This window comes from Streptomyces sp. NPDC058653 (assembly GCF_042716895.1).
GTDB lineage: Bacteria > Actinomycetota > Actinomycetes > Streptomycetales > Streptomycetaceae > Streptomyces.
Genome location: NZ_JBHXRM010000023.1, coordinates 61,379 through 79,010 on the forward strand (window position 1 = coordinate 61,379; position 17,632 = coordinate 79,010).

Consider the following 17,632-nt stretch of genomic DNA (forward strand, 5'->3'; position numbering starts at 1 on the left):
GTCAACAACAAGAGGTGTTCACCGCCTCGTTGGCCCCGCATGGCTCACGGAACCCGCTGGGAACCGCCGCGAAACAGCCCCGGAACAAGGCCGATAGGGTGGTCGTATGCGTGATCTGGGAGTGGGCTTCGGCTACTTGGTGAAGGGCCAGCGCTGGGTCGCCACGCACGGCGGATGGCTGGGCTTCGGGCTGCTGCCGGGCCTGGTGACCCTGGTGCTCTACGCGGCGGCCCTCTTCGGCCTGTTCCACGGGGCCGACGACCTGACCGCCTGGGCGACGCCGTTCGCCGACGACTGGTCCTCGCCCTGGCAGGGGCTGTTCCGCGGTTTCCTGACCGTGCTGCTCTGCGCGCTCGCGCTGTTCCTCGCCGTGATCACCTTCACGGCCGTGACCCTGCTGGTCGGGCAGCCCTTCTACGAATCGCTCTCCGCGGCCGTGGACCGCTCGGAGGGCGGTGACGTACCGGAGTCGGGTCTCCCGTTCTGGCGCGAGCTGTGGGTCTCGGCGCGGGACAGCCTGCGGATCCTGGGGCGGGTGGTGCTGTACGGCATCCTGCTCTTCGCCCTCGGCTTCGTGCCCGTACTCGGCCAGACCGTCGTCCCCGTGCTCGGCTTCTGCGTCTCCGGCTTCTTCCTCTGCGAGGAACTCACCGCGGTCGCCATGCAGCGCCGGGGCATCGAACTCAAGGAACGGCTCCCGCTGTTGAGGGGCCGCCGGATGATGACCCTCGGCTTCGGCGTCCCGCTGACGCTCGCCTTCCTGGTCCCGTTCGTCGCGGTGTTCCTGATGCCGGGCGCGGTGGCGGGAGCGACACTGATGGCCCGCGAACTGACGGGCGAGGGCGCCGGCACCGGACCGCGTGCCGTCGACCCCGCGGCGCCCCGTCCCGACGCGGCCCCGCCGCATCCGGGTCCGCCCCCGTCCCCGCACCGCGCCGGCCCGGCGGCCGACGTCCCGCGCGAGTGGTGACGGACCGGCCCGCCGGGCGGACCCGGTGGGCCGGTCCCCGCGTTACGACTCCTCGGCCGCCACGCGCACGATCGTCCGCAGCTGCGCCGTGATGTCCAGCCGGTTCTGTACGAAGACGGGATCCGACACCGCCCCGGTCGCCGGGTCGGTGTTGCCCGGACCGAACTCCAGTACCGGTGTGTGGACATGGCCGCCGGGGATGTCGAGCCCGAGCCGGTCACGCAGCAGCGTCGCCCGGTAGGCGATCTCGTTCGACAGATAGTCCCCGCCGCCACCGGCGCGGGCGGCCGACCCGGGTGTCGGCCCGTTCGGCCGTACGACGGGGGCGGTGCCGCCCGCCGGGATCTCGGTGACCGACGTGTTGTCGTACACCGGGAAACGTCCGGTGTCGGCCGCCACGAGGGCCGCGTGGGGAAGCGAGGTCACCGTCCACTGCGGCTGCGTCGCCGGGTCCTTCACCGGTACGAGCCCGGTCTCCGACAGGTTCTCGTTGTCCCCGAAGCCGCCGCGCCAGGCGCCGTTGTACCGCTCGACGTCGATACGCCCCACCCGTCCCTGACTGACCGTCACGAACAGGTCGGCGCGCGGCAGCGCACGGCGCAGGGCGCGTTCGACCGTGCCGTCGGCGAAGTCACCCCAGCGGACCGGGAACACGGCGGTCTCGACCCGCGCGGGCCCGTCGGCCGTACGGATCACCGTGCCGTCCAGCGCGAGCGCGACCGCCCCGGACGGGTTGCTGATCCGGATGTCCCTGTCGAGCGTGAACGGGTCGAAGCCGGTCACCACGATCCGTTTGAGGCCCTTCGCCCGGCCGTCCCCGAACGCCATCGAGTCCTGGCCCCGCGAGGCGCTCTCCAGCCGCTCCAGGAGACGTACGCCCGCCGCCTCCGAGAGCCCCGACTCCGCGTGCCACGCGCGCAGTTCACGGGTCATCGCGAGCCGCGCCCAGTACAGCGGCCGGTCGTCGTCCCGGCTCAGCTCGCCACCCGCCGGCCCGCGCCCCTGCGCCCGGTCCACCGCCCGCTGCCAGAGCCGTTCGCCATGCAGTACGGCGGCGCGCTCGGCCTGCGCGTACGAACCGGCGTGCCGCAGCGATGCCGCGAACTCCGGCGCGACCCGGTCGAAGCCGCTGTCGTCGAGTATCCGCCGCGGCACGTCCTTGTCGAGCCGCCGCTCCTCGACGGTGACGGCCGGCGCGCTCGCGGCCGCCACCGCCCGCGGCGGGGGCGCCACGGCGACGAGGGCGGCGGAGGCGAGCAGTACGAGACCGAATCCGGCCGGCCGAACACGCGGCCGGCCCGCGGTGTTGCCGTTGGTGCGCACGAGTCTCACGGGAGTCCTTCCGTCGGGTGGCGGAAGTATCGCCTCCACACCCGGCGGATGGCTACGGCGACAAAACACCCGCCGGGACACCCGCCCGCGGACCGCCGGGCACGGCCCGGGGCGGGACCTACCGCTCCGGCCCCTCCGCCCCGCCCCGCAGCAGGGTCACGAACGCGCGGAACGCGGCCGGCATGTCCACCTCCTCCGGGGCGAGCAGCCACTGGTACTGGAGCCCGTCCATCACCGCCACCAGCAACGGGGCGGTCTGTTCGGGTGTGAGGCCGCTCGGCAGACGGTCGCCGAACTCGTCGCGCAGCACGCCCGCCATGTTGCGCCGCACCTGGACATAGCGGCGGGTGAAGAACTCCCCGGCCGGGTGGTCCTCCGTCACGCTCTCGCCGAGCAGCGCCGAGAAGGTCTGGACGATGCCCGGCCGCATCGCGTTGTAGTCGACCATCGACGTCAGCAGCTCCAGCCGCCAGCCGTCCGCGCCCCGGCTGCCGCCCCCGGTGTCCCACTGGTCGCGCTCGTCCATCACGGCGAGGAGCAGCGCGTCCTTCGTGGGGAAGTAGTGGAGCAGCCCCTGCTGGGTGAGGCCCACCCGTTCGGCCACCGCGCCCAACGTCGTTCCCCGGTAGCCGCGTTCGGCGATCACCTCGATGGTGGCGCGGAGAATCTCCGCCCGCCGCTCCGTACCTCTGGCCCTCGCCATCCAACCGGTCCTCTCGCCTCGCGCCTGTCAGCTCACCGACCGTTGCCTCCGGACCGTACACGAGTAACAAACCGATAACGAAGCCTACCCGCCTACAGAATTGCGGGTCACCATGTAACCCGTCCGCACGAACGCAGGGCACTGACGAGGAGGTACCGCCGTGACCGGCGCACCCATCACCCCGGCCGACCAGGAACGCGAAGCGGCAGTCGAGGCGGCGCTCGGCAAGCTGGGGCTGGACGACAAGGCGCGGCTGCTCGCGGGGCAGGACAACTGGTCGCTGCCCGCGCTCCCGGAGATCGGGCTGGCCTCCCTCGTCATGTCCGACGGACCGATCGGTGTCCGGGGTGTGCGCTGGACCGCGGACGACCCGTCCGTCGCGCTCCCGTCGCCCACCGCGCTCGCCGCCACCTGGGACCCCGAACTCGCCCGCAGGGCGGGCCGGTTGCTCGCCCAGGAGGCCCGCCGCAAGGGCGTGCACGTCCTCCTCGCGCCGACCGTCAATCTGCACCGGTCCCCCCTCGGCGGACGCCACTTCGAGGCGTACAGCGAGGACCCGTACCTCACCGGCGAGATCGGCACCGGCTATGTCCTGGGCGTCCAGGACGGCGGCGTCGGCACGACCGTCAAGCACTTCGTCGCCAACGACGCCGAGACCGACCGCTTCACCGTCGACAACGTCGTCTCCCCGCGCCCCCTGCGCGAGCTCTATCTCGCCCCGTTCGAGGCCATCGTCAAGAACGCCCGCCCCTGGGGCGTCATGGCCGCCTACAACCGGGTCAACGGCGACTCGATGACCGAGCACCGCCATCTCCAGAGAGACGTCCTGCGGGGCGAGTGGGGATTCGACGGCTACATCGTCTCCGACTGGCTGGCCGCGCGCTCCACCGTCGGCGCCGTCCTCGGCGGTCTCGACGTCGCGATGCCGGGCCCCAAGACCGTGTACGGCGCGGCGCTCGCCGCCGCCGTCCGCTCCGGCGAGGTGGAGGAGTCCCTCGTCGACGACGCCGTACGCAACGTGTTGAGGCTCGCGGCCCGCCTCGGCGCCCTCGGCGACGCGCCCGCCGTCGTCCCCGCGTCCGACCTCCCCGCGCCCCTCGACGGCGACGCGCTCGCCCGCGAGATCGCGCGCCGCTCCTTCGTGCTCGTACGCAACGAGGCACGCGGCGGGCACCCCGCCCTGCCCCTCGACCCGGCCAGGACCCGCACGGTGGCCCTCAGCGGCGCCGCCGCCCGCGACGCCCGGATCCTCGGCGGCGGCTCGGCCCATGTCTTCCCGCCGCACACCGTCTCCCCGCTCGACGGCCTCACCGCCGCCCTGCCCGACGGCTCCCTCAGCTACAGCGTCGGCGCCGACCCCAGCGACCAACTGGCCGTCGCCGGAAAGGGGTTCACCCTGCGCGCGGTCTGCCGCGCCGCCGACGGACGAGAGCTGGGCACCACCGACCTCCCCTCCGGCATGGTCCAGTGGGTCGGCGTCGACCTCCCGGACGGGGTCATCTACGACGAGCTGCACACCGTCGAGTTCACCGGCACCTTCACCCCGCGCGAGAGCGGCGACCACACCTTCGGCACGCGCGGCATCGGCCCCCTCGTCCTGACCGTCGACGGGGAGAAGGTCTGGGAGGGCGAGGAAGGGCTCGGCGACAGCACCGACCCGTTCAACGCCTTCTTCGGCGAACGCCTGGAGCGCGCCCGCGTCACCCTCACCGAGGGACGGACCGTGGACGTCTCGCTGCGTCTGACCGTGCCCCGGCTGCCCGGCGCCCCGATGGAGGCCGTCGCCTTCTCGCTGCTCCACCTCGGCCCGCGCCGCGGGCCGGACGAGCTGATCGCCGAGGCCGTCGAGGCCGCCCGGGACGCGGACACCGCCGTCGTCGTGGTCGCCACCACCACGGCCGTCGAGTCCGAGGGCTTCGACCGCACGAGCCTGGAACTGCCCGGCCACCAGAACGCCCTCGTCGCGGCCGTCGCCGCCGTCAACCCGAACACCGTCGTGGTCGTCAACACCGGCTCACCCGTCGAGATGCCGTGGCGCGACGACGTGGCCGCCGTCCTGCTCAGCTGGTTCCCCGGCCAGGAGGGCGGCGCCGCGCTCGCCGACGTCCTCACCGGCGCCGAGGAGCCCGCCGGCCGGCTCACCACCACCTGGCCGGTCGCCCTCGCCGACGTCCCCGTCACCGACACCACCCCCGACGCGGGCCAACTGCACTACACCGAGGGCGTGTTCATCGGCTACCGCGCCTGGGAGCGGGCCGGCACCACCCCCGCGTACCCCTTCGGCCACGGCCTCGGCTACACCGACTGGGAGTACGAGACCCTGGACGCCACCGCCGAGCGGGCGACCGTACGGCTGCGCAACACCGGCGCGCGGCCCGGCCGCGAGACCGTCCAGCTCTATCTCGCGCCCGTCCCCGGCGACGCGCCCGACGCGCCCGAGCGCCCGGTGCGCTGGCTGGCCGGATTCGCCTCGGTCGAGGCCGGCCCCGGCGAGAGCGTCGAGGTGACCGTCCCCCTCAGGGCCCGCGCCTTCGAGATCTGGGACGAGAGGGCGAACGGCTGGACGGCCGTCCCCGGCGCGTACGAGATCCAGGCGGGCCGCTCCCTCACCGACCGCAGGCTGAGCGCCACCGTCCGGCGCTGAACGCCCCGGCTCCTCAACGGCCGGACGGGCCCGGGGTCCGTCCGGCCGAGAACCCGTACGTCGTGGCCGAGGTGAACACCTCGCCGGGCCGCAGCACCGTGCTCGGGAAGTCGGGCCGGTTCGGCGAGTCCGGGAAGTGCTGGGTCTCCAGCGCGACGCCGTCGCCGGGCCGGAACGGTCCCGCGTCGAAGTGGTCACCGGTGTAGAGCTGCATGCCCGGTTCGGTCGTCGTCACCGTCAGCCTCCGCCCCGACACGGGGTCGTACAGCTCCGCCGCGACCGAGGCCCCCGAACTCCCCTGATCCAGCACGAAGTTGTGGTCGTACCCCGACCCGACCTCACGCGGCTCACGGAAGTCGAAACGGGTCCCGGCGACCGGCGCGGGCGGGCCCGTCGGCACCGAGTCGCCGTCCAGCGGGGTGATGCGGCCGGCCGCGATCCGCAGCACATGCCCGCCCGTGCCACCGCTGCCCACGCCGGACAGGTTCCAGTAGGCGTGATTCGTCGGATTCACCACCGTCGGCGCGTCCGTCACCGCCCGGTAGCCGATCCGCAGCGCGCCCGCCGCGTCCAGGGTGTACGTCGCCGCGAGCTCCAGCCGGCCGGGAAAGCCCTCCTCGCCGTCCGGGCTCACCAGGGACAGCCGTACGCCGTGCCCGTCGGGCGTCGGCTCCGCGTCCCACACGCGCTTGTCGAAGCCGCGCTCACCGCCGTGCAGACAGTTGGGGCCGTTGTTGCGCGGCAGCCGGTACGTCCGCCCGTCGAGCGTGAACGTCCCGCCCGCGATGCGGTTCGCGTACCGGCCGATCAGGGCGCCGAAGTAGGGCGACGGGCAGTCGACGTAGCCTGCGACGTCGTCGAAACCGAGCACCACGTTGGCGCGGGCGCCCTCGCTGTCCGGCACCTCGACGGACTGGAGGATCCCGCCGTAGGTGAGCACCCTCACCCGTGTCCCGGCCCGCTCCAGGACCCAGCGGTGGACCGGGGTCCCGTCGGGCGCCGCACCGGCGGGCTCGGGCCCGCTCACGCCGCGCTCGATCGGATCGGTCATGGTCAGGTTGTTCGCGGTCGGCTCGTCCACGGTCGCCGACCCTACGCCGGGGGGTCGGCCGCGACGACGTTGCGGTAGGCGATGTCCGCCAGCTTCCCCTGGCCGTTCTTGCTCGGATGGAACCAGTCCCACACGCTCAACTGGTCCCCCGTGAACCGGTAGTCGAAGACCGCCCCGCCGTCGTAGCGGCAGCGCAGGTCCTTGGCGCACACGTCCTTGAGCACCTTGTTGTACGCCACCACGCGCGCCTGCACGGTCGAGCGCCGCTTCTGCGCGGCGGCGGCCATGGACTGCGAGTCGTCCAGCATCGAGGAGCAGATGCCCAGCTTCCATATCTGCCGGCCCAGCGGATTCTCCCGCCCCTCGGACCAGAGCCGCTTGAGATCGGGCACGCTCGCCACGTACACCTGGGTCTTGGGCGCCCGCTCGCGCAGCCGGCGCATCGACTCCTCGAACGAGGCGCGGAACTCCTCCACGGGCGTCATCAGCGCCACCTCGTCCTTGCACGCGTCGTTGGCGCCCACCATGACCGTGACCAGATCCGGCCTGTGCGCGGCGGCCCTCGTCATCTGCTGGGCGAGATCGCCGACGGTGGCACCCGTGCGCGCGTAGTTCCAGCTGTTCTTCGCGACGGCCGGCTTGCCGAGCAGCCGGAGCGCGAGACTGCGGACCGTGGCGTCGGACCCGGTCGACCAGGACACCTCGGGGCAGTCGCTCAGCACCCCGCAGGCGTCGAAGCCGCGTGTGATCGAGTCGCCGAGAGCCGCGATCGAGGTCGGGCTGCGGTCCCAGACCGGCTTCGGCGGCGGCTGGCTCGTCTTCGCCTTCGTCCAGTCCGGGTCGGCGCCGTCCGACGACGTGCACCCCGCCAGGGCGACGGCACCGGCCAGCAGCGCGGCACAGGAGGCGGCGAGAGTCGCGTACGGTTTCCGGCGGCGGCGGGGGCCGCGAGCGACCGGGCGGCGCCCGGCACGGCCCTGAGGGCTCTCCTGCATGCTGTGAACCCTCCGCGTGGGCGTCGTCATGCGTACGGCGGCGTCCTGGCGAGTGAAAGCTTCGCGTATATCGCGCCTGGGACCGACAGTACGGCACCCCCGTGCCCCCCGCGCAAGGTAGCTTTCAGGCGTCGAACCGAAGTCAACCGCGCCCCCACGGCTCCGGTACGTTACATCCCGTCACATACTGCCCGTTTTGCGGGGTTTCACTCTCGATGCTGTTTACTGAGGCCGCCGGGAAAGGCGAACCTCGTCCCACACTGGAGGTCCTGGTGACCACACGTGGTGTTCTGTACGTGCACTCCGCGCCCCGCGCGATGTGCCCCCATGTCGAATGGGCGGTGGCGGGCGTCCTCGGCGCGCGCGTCCAGCTCGACTGGATCCGGCAGCCCGCGTCGCCCGGTACCTGGCGGTCGGAGTTCTCCTGGCGCGGCGAGGCCGGGACCGCGTCCAAGCTCGCCTCGGCGCTGCGCGGCTGGCAGATGCTGCGCTTCGAGGTGACCGCCGAGCCCACGCCCAACACCGAGGGCGAGCGCTACAGCGCCACGCCCGAGCTGGGCATCTTCCACGCCGTCACCGGTATGCACGGCGACATCCTGGTCCCCGAGGACCGGCTGCGGGCGGCTCTCGCGCGGTCGCTGAGCGGTGAGACCGACCTGGAGGCCGAGGTCGCGAAGCTGCTCGGCAAGCCCTGGGACGACGAGCTCGAGCCCTTCCGGTACGCCGGTGAGGGCGCCCCCGTGCGCTGGCTGCACCAGGTCGTCTGAGCCGCGCCGTACACGGGGCGGACGCCGGACGGTGGGGCCCCGGGACGGACCGCGCCACCGCCTTCTACGGTGGACGCATGGCTGATCAACTCGAAGTAGCAGTTCTCGGCACGGGCATCATGGGCGCGGCGATGGCCCGGAACCTCTGCCGGACCGGGCACGCCGTGCGGGTCTGGAACCGTACCCGCGCGAAGGCCGAGCCGCTCGCGGCCGACGGCGCGCGCGTCGCGGACACTCCGGCGGACGCCGTACGCGGCGCGGACATCGTCCTGACGATCCTGTACGACGGCGCCGCCGCCCTGGAGACGATGGCGGAGGCGGCCCCCGGGCTGCGGCCCGGCACGGTCTGGCTCCAGTCGACGACGGCGGGCCTGGACGGCCTCGTCCCGCTCGCCGAACTGGCCGCCGCCCACGAGCTGGTCTTCTTCGACTCGCCCGTGCTGGGCACCAGGGGCCCCGCCGAGCAGGGCAAGCTGGTCGTCCTCGCCGCGGGCCCCGAGGACGCCCGGCCCACCGTCGCGTCCGTGCTGGACGCCGTGGGCGGCCGCACCATCTGGGTGGGCGAGGACGGTGCCTCCGGGGCCGCGACCCGGCTCAAGCTGGTCTGCAACAGCTGGGCCCTGACCCTCACCCAGGCGACGGCCGAGGCGCTGGCCCTGGCGAAGGCGCTCGACGTCGACCCGCGGGACTTCCTGGCCGCCACGGAGGGCGGCGCCCTCGACTCCGGCTATCTGCGCGTCAAGTCGGCGGCGATCCTCGACGACGACTACACCCCGAGCTTCGGACTCGCCACGGCCGTCAAGGACGCCCGTCTCGTCGTCGAGGCGGCCGAGGCCTCCGGTGTGCGGCTGGACGTCGCAGAGGCGGGCGCACGGCGCTTCGCACGGGCGCTGGAGAAGGGGCACGGCGACAAGGACATGGCCGCGACGTACTTCGCCAGCTTCGAGGACTGAGCGGACCGGAGAACCGGACAACCGGAGAACCGGACAACCGGAGAACCGGACAACCGGAGGCCGACACGCCGGAGGCCCGGCTCCCGTGGAGGACGGGAGCCGGGCCTCCGGCGTGTCGGTCCGGGCGTACCGGGCGGGATCAGACCGAGCGGAACGCCAGCACCACGTTGTGGCCGCCGAAGCCGAACGAGTTGTTGATCGCCGAGATCGTGCCCTCGGGCAGCGCCCGTGCCTCGTCGCGCACGACGTCCGCGTCGACGTCCTCGTCCAGATTCTCGACATTGATCGTCGGCGGGGCCAGCCGGTGGTACAGCGCGAGCACCGTCGCCACCGTCTCGATACCGCCGGCGCCGCCCAGCAGATGACCCGTCATCGACTTCGTGGCCGAGACCGCGACATGGTCGAGGTCCTCGCCCATGACCCGGCGCAGCGCCTTGATCTCCGCGATGTCGCCCTGCGGCGTCGAGGTGGCGTGCGCGTTCAGGTGCACGATCTCCGACGGCTTCACACCGGTGTTGTCGAGCAGGTTCTGCATCGCCGCCGCGACCCCGCGACCGGTCGGCTCCGGCTGCGCGATGTGGTGGCTGTCGGCGGACAGGCCCTGGCCCAGCACCTCGCAGTAGACGCGCGCGCCGCGCGCCTCCGCGTGCTCGGCGGACTCCAGGACCACGACCCCCGCGCCCTCGCCGAGGACGAAGCCGTCACGGCCCTTGTCGTAGGGGCGGGACGCCTTGGTGGGCTCGTCGTTGTTCTTCGACATCGCCATCATGTTGGCGAACGCGGCGACCGGCAGCGGGTGGATCGCCGCCTCCGTGCCGCCCGCCACCACGACGTCGGCGCGGCCGGTGCGGATCATCTCCACGGCGTAGCCGACCGCCTCGGCGCCCGACGCGCACGCGGAGACCGGGGTGTGCACGCCCGCCTGGGCGTTCACTTCCAGTCCGACGTTGGCGGACGGTCCGTTCGGCATCAGCATCGGCACGGTGTGCGGGGAGACGCGGCGCGCGCTCTTCTCCTTCAGCACGTCGTACTGGTCGAGCAGGGTGGTCACGCCGCCGATACCCGAGGCGATGACCGTGCCCAGGCGCTCGGGGGCGATGTTCTCGTCCTCGCCGGCCTTGGCCTTGTAGCCCGCGTCGGCCCACGCCTCGCGGGCCGCGAGCAGCGCGAACTGCGCCGAGCGGTCGAGCTTGCGGGCGAGCGGGCGGGGCAGCACATCCGCCGGATCGACCGCGGCGATCGCGGCGATCCGGACGGGCAGTTCGGCGAAGCGCTCGCCTTCGAGGGGCTTGACGCCCGAGCGGCCGGCGAGCAGGCCCTCCCAGGTCGATGCGCTGTCGCCACCCAGCGGTGTGGTTGCGCCGATACCGGTGACGACCACGGTGCGATTGGTCGGGCTCACTGGAATTCTTTCTCCACGTGTAGAGGGTGCGGAATTTGTTACGGCGCCACCACCGGGTGGCGTCAGCCGCGCGACCTGGATCAGGCCTGGTGCTTCGCGATGTAGTCGGCGGCGTCGCCGACGGTCTTCAGGTTCTTGACGTCGTCGTCCGGGATCTTCACGTCGAAGCGCTCCTCGGCGGCGACGACGACCTCGACCATGGACAGCGAGTCGACGTCCAGGTCGTCGGTGAAGGACTTGTCCAGCTGGACGTCCTCGACCGGGATGCCGGCGATCTCGTTCACGATCTCCGCGAGACCGTTGACGATCTCTTCCTGAGTGGCGGCCATGTGGGCGCTCCTTCGATATTCAGCGTGAGCAGAGGGATTTGTACAAGCACGGTCCGGAAAGTTCCGGTGTGCCTAGGGGAGGGTAACGACCGTCGCCGCGTACACGAGACCCGCCCCGAAGCCGATGACGAGCGCCGTGTCGCCGCTCTTCGCCTGACCGGTCGCCAGAAGCCGCTCCATCGCGAGCGGGATCGAGGCGGCCGACGTGTTGCCGGTGGTTTCCACGTCGCGGGCGACCGTGACGTGCTCCGGCAGCTTCAGAGTCTTCACCATCGAGTCGATGATGCGCATGTTGGCCTGGTGCGGAATGAAGACATCCAGGTCCGCCGAGGTGATTCCGGCCGCGTCGAGGGCCTGTTGGGCGATCTTCGCCATCTCGAAGACGGCCCAGCGGAACACCGCCTGGCCCTCCTGGGTGAGGGCGGGGAAGCGCTCGACCGTTCCGTTGCGGTACTCGTCCCACGGTACGGTCTGCATGATCGTGTTCGACTTGTCGCCCTCGGAACCCCAGACCGTCGGACCGATCTCCGGCTCCCGCGCCGGGCCGACGACGACCGCGCCCGCGCCGTCGCCGAACAGGAAGGCGGTGGCCCGGTCTTCGAGGTCGGTGAGGTCCGACAGCCGCTCCACGCCGATGACCAGGACGTACTCGGCCGAGCCCTCGACGACCATGCCCTTGGCGAGCGTCAGCCCGTAGCCGAAGCCCGCGCAGCCCGCCGAGATGTCGAACGCGGCCGGCTTGCCCGCGCCGATCCGGTCGGCGATCTCCGTGGCGATGGCCGGGGTCTGCTTGAAGTGCGAGACGGTCGAGACGATCACGCCGCCGATCTGCTGGGGCGAGATCCCCGCGTCGGCGATGGCCTTGCCGGACGCCTCGATCGACATCATGGCGACGGTTTCCTCGTCGGAGGCCCAGTGCCGGGTCGCGATGCCGGAGCGGGAGCGGATCCACTCGTCGGACGAGTCGATCGTCTCCAGGATCACCTCGTTGGGCACCACGCGCGTCGGACGGTAGCCGCCGACGCCCATGATCCGGGCGTACGGGGCGCCCTGGCTGGGCCTGATCTTCGCCATGCTCTCTCGGGCTCCTTAGGCAGCGTGCTCGGCGACGATCTCGCGAGCCGCGTCGAGGTCGGCGGGGGTCTTCAGCGCCAGGGTCCTCACACCGGGCATGGCGCGCTTGGCGATGCCGGTCAAGGTGCCACCGGGGCACAGTTCGATCAGCGCCGTCACGCCCTGCTCCGTGAACGTCTCCATGCACAGGTCCCAGCGGACCGGATTGGCGACCTGGCCCACCAGACGTGCGACGACCTCGGCCCCCGTCCGCACAGTCTGCCCGTCCTTGTTGGACACATACGGCAAGGCGGGGTCTGACACGTCGAGCTTTCCGGCCGCGTCAGCCAGTTTCGTCACCGCGGGGGCCATGTGTTCGGTGTGGAAGGCGCCCGCGACCTTCAGGGGCACCACCCGGCGTACGCCCTCGGGCTTGTCCGCCGCCAGCGCCTCGATCTGCTCCAGGGTGCCCGCGGCCACGATCTGGCCCGCGCCGTTCACATTGGCCGGGGTCAGACCGAGCTTCTCCAGATGCGGCAGGGTCACCTCGGGGTCGCCGCCGAGCAGGGCCGCCATACCGGTCGCGGTGACGGACGCCGCCTCGGCCATGGCCAGACCGCGGGCACGGACGAAGTCCACCGCGGCCTCCTCGCCCAGTACCCCCGCGTACACCGCCGCCGTGATCTCCCCGACACTGTGCCCCGCGACCGCGCCGACGCCCGCCGTGGGGCCCAGCAGCCCGCGTACGGCCTCGCCCGCGAGCAGACCCGCGGCGACCAGCAGCGGCTGGGCCACGGCCGTGTCACGGATCTCGTCCGCGTCGGCCAGCGTGCCGTAGTGGACCAGATCGAGGTCGATGGCGTCCGACCAGGCCCGCAGCCGGTCTTCGGCGCCGGGCAGATCGAGCCAGGGAGTCAGGAAGCCGGGCGTCTGAGCGCCTTGGCCGGGAGCGACTAGTACGAGCACCCTCACACTCTCTCGTGGGGACGGCCTCCGCCGCCCGTGGGGACAAGGACGAAGAACCGTCGGGGTAATTGTTGGTGTCCAACAAAAGGCTAGGAAGGCGATTCCGCGTCGGCCAACCTCCCCAAGATCAACGCGATTCGCAGAGTGAAAGCGGAACGGACGTCGGAAGGTGACCATCCGGTGACGTCGGTCACACGTCGAAGCCGGTAGCGCACGGTGTTGGGGTGCACGAACAGCATCCGGGCGGCGCCTTCCAGGCTGCTCGCCTGCTCCAGGTAAACACTCAGAGTTTCCAGAAGCGCCGAGCCCGCCTCTTCAAGCGGTCTGTAGATCTCCTCCACCAACTGCTCGCGGGCGGCGGGATCCGACGCGATCGCGCGCTCCGGCAGAAGATCGTCGGACAGTACCGGACGCGGCGCGTCCTGCCACGCCGAACACGCCTTGAGACCGGCGGCGGCCGCCTGCGCGGACCTCGTGGCCGCCAGCAGGTCGGGCACCACGGGGCCGGCCACCACCGGCCCGGCCGCGTACGGTCCGATCAGGGCCTTCGCGACCTGGAGCGGATTGTCGCTGCCGCCGGCGATGACGACCAGCCGGTCGCCGAGCACCCCGGTGAGCACCTGGAGCTTGGCGTGCCGCGCGGCCCGGCGGATCGCCTCCACCGTCAGCTCGCTGTCCCCGTCGGGCGCGGTGCCCAGCAGGACGCACACGTGCTCCGGCGAGTTCCAGCCCAGCGCGGAGGCCCGCGACACGGCGCCCTCGTCGGCCTCGCCGGAGAGCACCGCGTTCACCACCAGGGACTCCAGCCGGGCGTCCCAGGCGCCGCGCGCCTCGGCGGCCTGCGCGTACACCTGCGCCGTCGCGAAGGCGATCTCCCGGGCGTACACGAGCAGCGCCTCACGGAGCACCGACACATCGCCGGGCGCCGCGACCTCCTCGATCGCCGACTCCATGACCTCGATGGTGGTGCGCACCATCTCGACGGTCTGGCGCAGCGTGATCGCCCGGGTCAGTTCGCGCGGCGCCGTACCGAAGACGTCAGTGGAGATCGCCTGCGGGGTCTCGGGGTGCCGGAACCACTCCGTGAAGGCCGCGATCCCGGCCTGGGCCACCAGACCGATCCAGGAACGGTTCTCCGGCGGCATCGCGCGGTACCACGGCAGCTTCTCGTCCATGCGGGCGATCGCGTTCGCGGCCAGCCTGCCCGCCGACTTCTCCAGTCGGCGCAGGGTCGCGGGATGCGGATGGGCTTCGTTCGCGGGTTCAGGCACGGGACAAGACTGCCTTATCAGCGGGGGTGCGCGCGGGGCCGGGGCAGGATCCGTTGTCCGGATCGGCCAGGCGGGATCCGGACGACAGGGCCTAACCTGGCTCCGTGATTTCCGTCCGGTACGCCGACGACCGCTATCCCGGCGGTGACCTGTCCACCGGGATCGAGTCCTTCCACGCCTTCTCCTTCGGGGAGTTCTACGATCCGGACAACCTCAGGTTCGGCGCGGTGATCGCCTGCAACGAGGAACGGCTCGCGCCCGGGGCCGGGTTCGGCGAACACCCGCACAGCCACACGGAGATCGTCACCTGGGTCGTCGAGGGGGAGCTGACCCACCGCGACTCGGCCGGGAACGCGACGCTGGTACGGCCCGGCGACGTGCAGCGGCTCGGCGCGGGCGGCGGTGTACGGCACGTGGAGCGCAACGACGGCGGGCAGCCGCTGGTCTTCGTGCAGATGTGGCTCGCCCCGCTCGCGCCCGGCGGCCCGCCCCGTTACGAGATCGTGCACGGCATCGCCGACTCCACGCCGTACGCGCTCCCCGAGGCGGGCGCGATGCTGCACGTGCGCCGCCTCCAGGACGGTGAGCGCGCCGAGATCCCCGACGCGGCGTACGCGTATCTGCATGTGGTGCGGGGCCTGGTGGTCCTGGCGGGCGTCGAGTTGGGCGCCGGCGACTCGGCGCGCATCACGGACTCCGAAAGTCTGGAACTGATCGCGGACGGCCCCGCCGAGGCGCTGATCTGGGAGTTGGGCCCGAGCGGGCCCTAGCGCTCAGCCCGCCGCGCGCAGCTCCGCCAGCACCGCGTCCGTGAACGGGGGCCACGCGTCGACCGCCCAGGGTCCGAAGTCCCGGTCGGTCAGCGTGACGCACGCCGCGCCCGCGTCCGGGTCGACCCACAGGAACGTACCGGCCTGCCCGAAGTGGCCGAAAGTCCGCGGTGACGACGTACTCCCCGTCCAGTGCGGCGACTTGGAGTCCCTGATCTCGAAGCCCAGACCCCAGTCGTTGGGCTTCTGGTGCCCGTAGCCCGGCAGGATCCCCGACAGCCCTGGGTGGGCCACCGTCATCGCCTCCAGGACGGTACGGGGGTCGAGCAGCCGGGGCGCCTGGAGTTCGGCGGCGAAGCGGATCAGATCGTCCACCGTCGAGACACCGTCCCTGGCGGGCGAGCCGTCCAGGGCGGTCGACGTCATGCCCAGCGGGGCGAGGACCGCCTGGCGCAGATACTCGGGGAACGGGATGTCCGTCGCCTTCGCGAGGTGCTCACCGAGCACCTCGAAACCCGCGTTGGAGTACAGCCGCCGGGTGCCGGGCGGGGCCGTCACCCGGTGCTCGTCGTAGGCCAGACCGCTGGTGTGGGAGAGGAGATGGCGGACGGTCGAGCCCTCGGGCCCGGCCGGTTCGTCCAGTTCGACCGCCCCCTCCTCGTACGCCACGAGCACCGCGTACGCGGCCAGCGGCTTGGTCACCGACGCCAGCGGGAAACGGTGCGACGTCGGGCCGTACGTCCCGCCCACCGTGCCGTCCGCGCGTACGACGGCTGTGGCGGCCGTCGGCACCGGCCAGTTCTCGATCATCGCCAGGCTCTGCATGGGAACGAGCGTAGACGGGGCTCCCGCACGGCCGGACGCGGGTGGGGAGGGTGACGGAAATCGACCCCGACCCCCTTGCTTGGAGTGCACTCCAAGGTCCTACGTTGAGTCCATGTCGCTGATCGATAGCACCCCCGTCACCGCGGAGACCACGGACGTCTGTGTGGCGGCTCCACCGGCCCATCCCCGTCCCGCCGGCGACGACCGGTACACGATCAGCGAGGTGGCGGCCTTCACCGGCCTCACCGCGCACACCCTGCGCTGGTACGAGCGGATCGGACTCATGCCGCACGTCGACCGGTCGCACACCGGCCAGCGGCGCTTCACCAACCGGGACCTCGACTGGCTGGCCCTCGTGGGCAAACTGCGCCTCACCGGCATGCCGGTCGCCGACATGGTCCGCTACGCCGAGCTCGTCCGGGAGGGCGAGCACACCTTCGAGGAGCGGCAGGAACTGCTCCGGCGGACCAGGCGCGACGTGCGCTCACGGATAGCCGAACTCCAGGACACCCTCGCCGTACTCGACCACAAGATCAACTTCTACGCCGGGGCCCACCGCGCGTCGGAAAGGGCGTCATGAGCACAGAGAAGATAGCCACCGTGAAGCTCGGCACCACCGGGCCCACGGTCGGCGTCCAGGGCTTCGGCGCCATGGGCATCAGCGAGTTCTACGGCGGCACGGACGAGACCTCCGCCCGGGACACCCTTGAGGCGACCGTCGAGGCGGGCGTCACCCTCATCGACACCGCCAACGTCTACGGGCGCGGCGCCAACGAGACCTTCCTCGCGCCGTTCGTCGCCGCCCACCGCGACGAGATCACCCTCGCCACCAAGTTCGGCATCGAGCGGACCGACGACCCGAAGTACCGAGGCGTACGCAACGAACCCGCGTACATCAAGGAGTCCGTGGAGGAGTCCCTGCGGCGCCTGGGCGTCGACGTCATCGACCTCTATTACATGCACCGCCGCGACCCGGCCGTGCCGTTGGCCGAGTCCGTCGGCGCGATGGCCGGACTCGTCGCCGAGGGCAAGGTCAAGTACCTCGGCCTGAGCGAGGTCACCGGCGCCGAACTGCGCGAGGCGTACTCCGTGCACCCCATCACCGCGCTCCAGTCAGAGTGGTCGCTCTTCTCCCGTGACGTCGAGACGAGCGCGGCGGGCGCCGCCGCCGAGCTGGGCGTCGCGCTCGTACCGTACTCACCGCTCGGACGCGGCTTCCTGACCGGCTCGTTCACCCAGGCCGAGACGGAACTCCAGGCCGACGACTTCCGGCGCGGCATGCCGCGCTTCACCGGCGACAACGCGGGCCGCAACGCCGCCCTCCTCGAACCCCTCCGCGCCGTCGCCGCCGCCCACGACGCGACAGCGGGCCAGATCGCGCTCGCCTGGGTCCAGCAGCGGGCCCGGGCGCACGGCCTGACCGTCGTACCGATCCCCGGCACCCGCAGGCGCTCGCGCCTGCGGGAGAACGCCGCCGCCACCCGTATCACCCTCACCCTCACCCCCGGCGAACTGGCGCTCCTGGAGCCGATCGCCGGGCAGGTCGCCGGCGCCCGCTACGCCGACATGTCGGCGACGGCCGCCGCCCGCGAGTAGCCCCC

At 72.1% G+C, this 17,632-nt stretch carries 17 protein-coding genes; 7 read left to right on the top strand and 10 right to left on the bottom strand.

What is annotated here, in order from left to right; translation table 11 throughout:
- Positions 1–106 precede the first annotated feature (106 nt).
- Complete coding sequence (locus tag ACFWU9_RS20565) at positions 107–970, top strand: EI24 domain-containing protein (protein ID WP_384320335.1); 864 nt, start codon at positions 107–109, stop codon at positions 968–970.
- 42 nt (positions 971–1,012) lie between these two features.
- Here ACFWU9_RS20565 and ACFWU9_RS20570 read toward each other — a convergent pair whose 3' ends face one another.
- Positions 1,013–2,293 carry a pyroglutamyl peptidase gene (locus tag ACFWU9_RS20570; RefSeq protein ID WP_384320464.1) on the bottom strand — a complete coding sequence of 427 codons (1,281 nt, stop codon included), beginning with the start codon at positions 2,291–2,293 and terminating at the stop codon, positions 1,013–1,015.
- Positions 2,294–2,420: 127 nt separating this feature from the next.
- Positions 2,421–3,005, bottom strand: coding sequence for a TetR/AcrR family transcriptional regulator (locus ACFWU9_RS20575; protein WP_384320337.1), 585 nt, complete (start codon positions 3,003–3,005; stop codon positions 2,421–2,423).
- A 160-nt stretch (positions 3,006–3,165) separates the two neighbouring features.
- Between ACFWU9_RS20575 and ACFWU9_RS20580 the strand changes: the two genes are divergently transcribed.
- Positions 3,166–5,649 (top strand): glycoside hydrolase family 3 protein, encoded by a 2,484-nt coding sequence (locus ACFWU9_RS20580; protein WP_384320339.1) that lies wholly within the window; start codon positions 3,166–3,168, stop codon positions 5,647–5,649.
- Between the two features lie 13 nt (positions 5,650–5,662).
- On the opposite strand, the gene ACFWU9_RS20585 is transcribed toward ACFWU9_RS20580, so the two are convergent.
- Complete coding sequence (locus tag ACFWU9_RS20585) at positions 5,663–6,700, bottom strand: aldose epimerase family protein (protein ID WP_384320466.1); 1,038 nt, start codon at positions 6,698–6,700, stop codon at positions 5,663–5,665.
- 41 nt (positions 6,701–6,741) lie between these two features.
- The gene (locus ACFWU9_RS20590) at positions 6,742–7,695 is read right to left on the bottom strand and encodes an SGNH/GDSL hydrolase family protein (protein ID WP_384320340.1); all 954 of its coding nucleotides are present in this window, start codon (positions 7,693–7,695) and stop codon (positions 6,742–6,744) included.
- Between the two features lie 272 nt (positions 7,696–7,967).
- On the opposite strand from ACFWU9_RS20590, the gene ACFWU9_RS20595 reads away from it, so the two are divergent.
- Positions 7,968–8,462, top strand: a complete 495-nt coding sequence (locus ACFWU9_RS20595; protein WP_384320342.1) for a DUF3145 domain-containing protein — start codon at positions 7,968–7,970, stop codon at positions 8,460–8,462.
- A gap of 77 nt (positions 8,463–8,539) precedes the next feature.
- Complete coding sequence (locus tag ACFWU9_RS20600) at positions 8,540–9,415, top strand: NAD(P)-dependent oxidoreductase (RefSeq protein ID WP_384320344.1); 876 nt, start codon at positions 8,540–8,542, stop codon at positions 9,413–9,415.
- Positions 9,416–9,554: 139 nt separating this feature from the next.
- Here the strand turns inward: ACFWU9_RS20600 and fabF are convergent, their stop codons facing one another.
- The 5 genes from fabF to ACFWU9_RS20625 form a co-directional block, all read right to left on the bottom strand.
- Positions 9,555–10,817 (bottom strand): beta-ketoacyl-ACP synthase II, encoded by a 1,263-nt coding sequence (fabF, locus tag ACFWU9_RS20605; RefSeq protein WP_384320346.1) that lies wholly within the window; start codon positions 10,815–10,817, stop codon positions 9,555–9,557.
- A gap of 80 nt (positions 10,818–10,897) precedes the next feature.
- Positions 10,898–11,146 (bottom strand): acyl carrier protein, encoded by a 249-nt coding sequence (locus ACFWU9_RS20610; RefSeq protein ID WP_384320349.1) that lies wholly within the window; start codon positions 11,144–11,146, stop codon positions 10,898–10,900.
- Between the two features lie 72 nt (positions 11,147–11,218).
- Positions 11,219–12,220 carry a ketoacyl-ACP synthase III gene (locus ACFWU9_RS20615; RefSeq protein WP_384320352.1) on the bottom strand — a complete coding sequence of 334 codons (1,002 nt, stop codon included), beginning with the start codon at positions 12,218–12,220 and terminating at the stop codon, positions 11,219–11,221.
- Between the two features lie 15 nt (positions 12,221–12,235).
- A complete protein-coding gene (locus tag ACFWU9_RS20620) occupies positions 12,236–13,165 on the bottom strand; it encodes an ACP S-malonyltransferase (protein WP_384320354.1) in 930 nt (309 codons plus the stop codon).
- Between the two features lie 89 nt (positions 13,166–13,254).
- On the bottom strand, positions 13,255–14,436 hold the full coding sequence (locus ACFWU9_RS20625; protein ID WP_384320356.1) for a PucR family transcriptional regulator: 1,182 nt from the start codon (positions 14,434–14,436) through the stop codon (positions 13,255–13,257).
- Positions 14,437–14,540: 104 nt separating this feature from the next.
- Between ACFWU9_RS20625 and ACFWU9_RS20630 the strand changes: the two genes are divergently transcribed.
- The gene (locus tag ACFWU9_RS20630) at positions 14,541–15,206 is read left to right on the top strand and encodes a pirin family protein (RefSeq protein WP_384320358.1); all 666 of its coding nucleotides are present in this window, start codon (positions 14,541–14,543) and stop codon (positions 15,204–15,206) included.
- Positions 15,207–15,209: 3 nt separating this feature from the next.
- On the opposite strand, the gene ACFWU9_RS20635 is transcribed toward ACFWU9_RS20630, so the two are convergent.
- Positions 15,210–16,031, bottom strand: coding sequence for a serine hydrolase domain-containing protein (locus tag ACFWU9_RS20635; protein ID WP_384320360.1), 822 nt, complete (start codon positions 16,029–16,031; stop codon positions 15,210–15,212).
- A 112-nt stretch (positions 16,032–16,143) separates the two neighbouring features.
- Between ACFWU9_RS20635 and ACFWU9_RS20640 the strand changes: the two genes are divergently transcribed.
- Both ACFWU9_RS20640 and ACFWU9_RS20645 read left to right on the top strand, forming a co-directional pair.
- The gene (locus ACFWU9_RS20640; protein WP_384320362.1) at positions 16,144–16,611 is read left to right on the top strand and encodes a MerR family transcriptional regulator; all 468 of its coding nucleotides are present in this window, start codon (positions 16,144–16,146) and stop codon (positions 16,609–16,611) included.
- On the top strand, positions 16,608–17,627 hold the full coding sequence (locus ACFWU9_RS20645; RefSeq protein ID WP_384320364.1) for an aldo/keto reductase: 1,020 nt from the start codon (positions 16,608–16,610) through the stop codon (positions 17,625–17,627). Before ACFWU9_RS20640 ends, ACFWU9_RS20645 begins: the two co-directional genes overlap by 4 nt.
- The last annotated feature ends 5 nt before the right edge of the window (positions 17,628–17,632 follow it).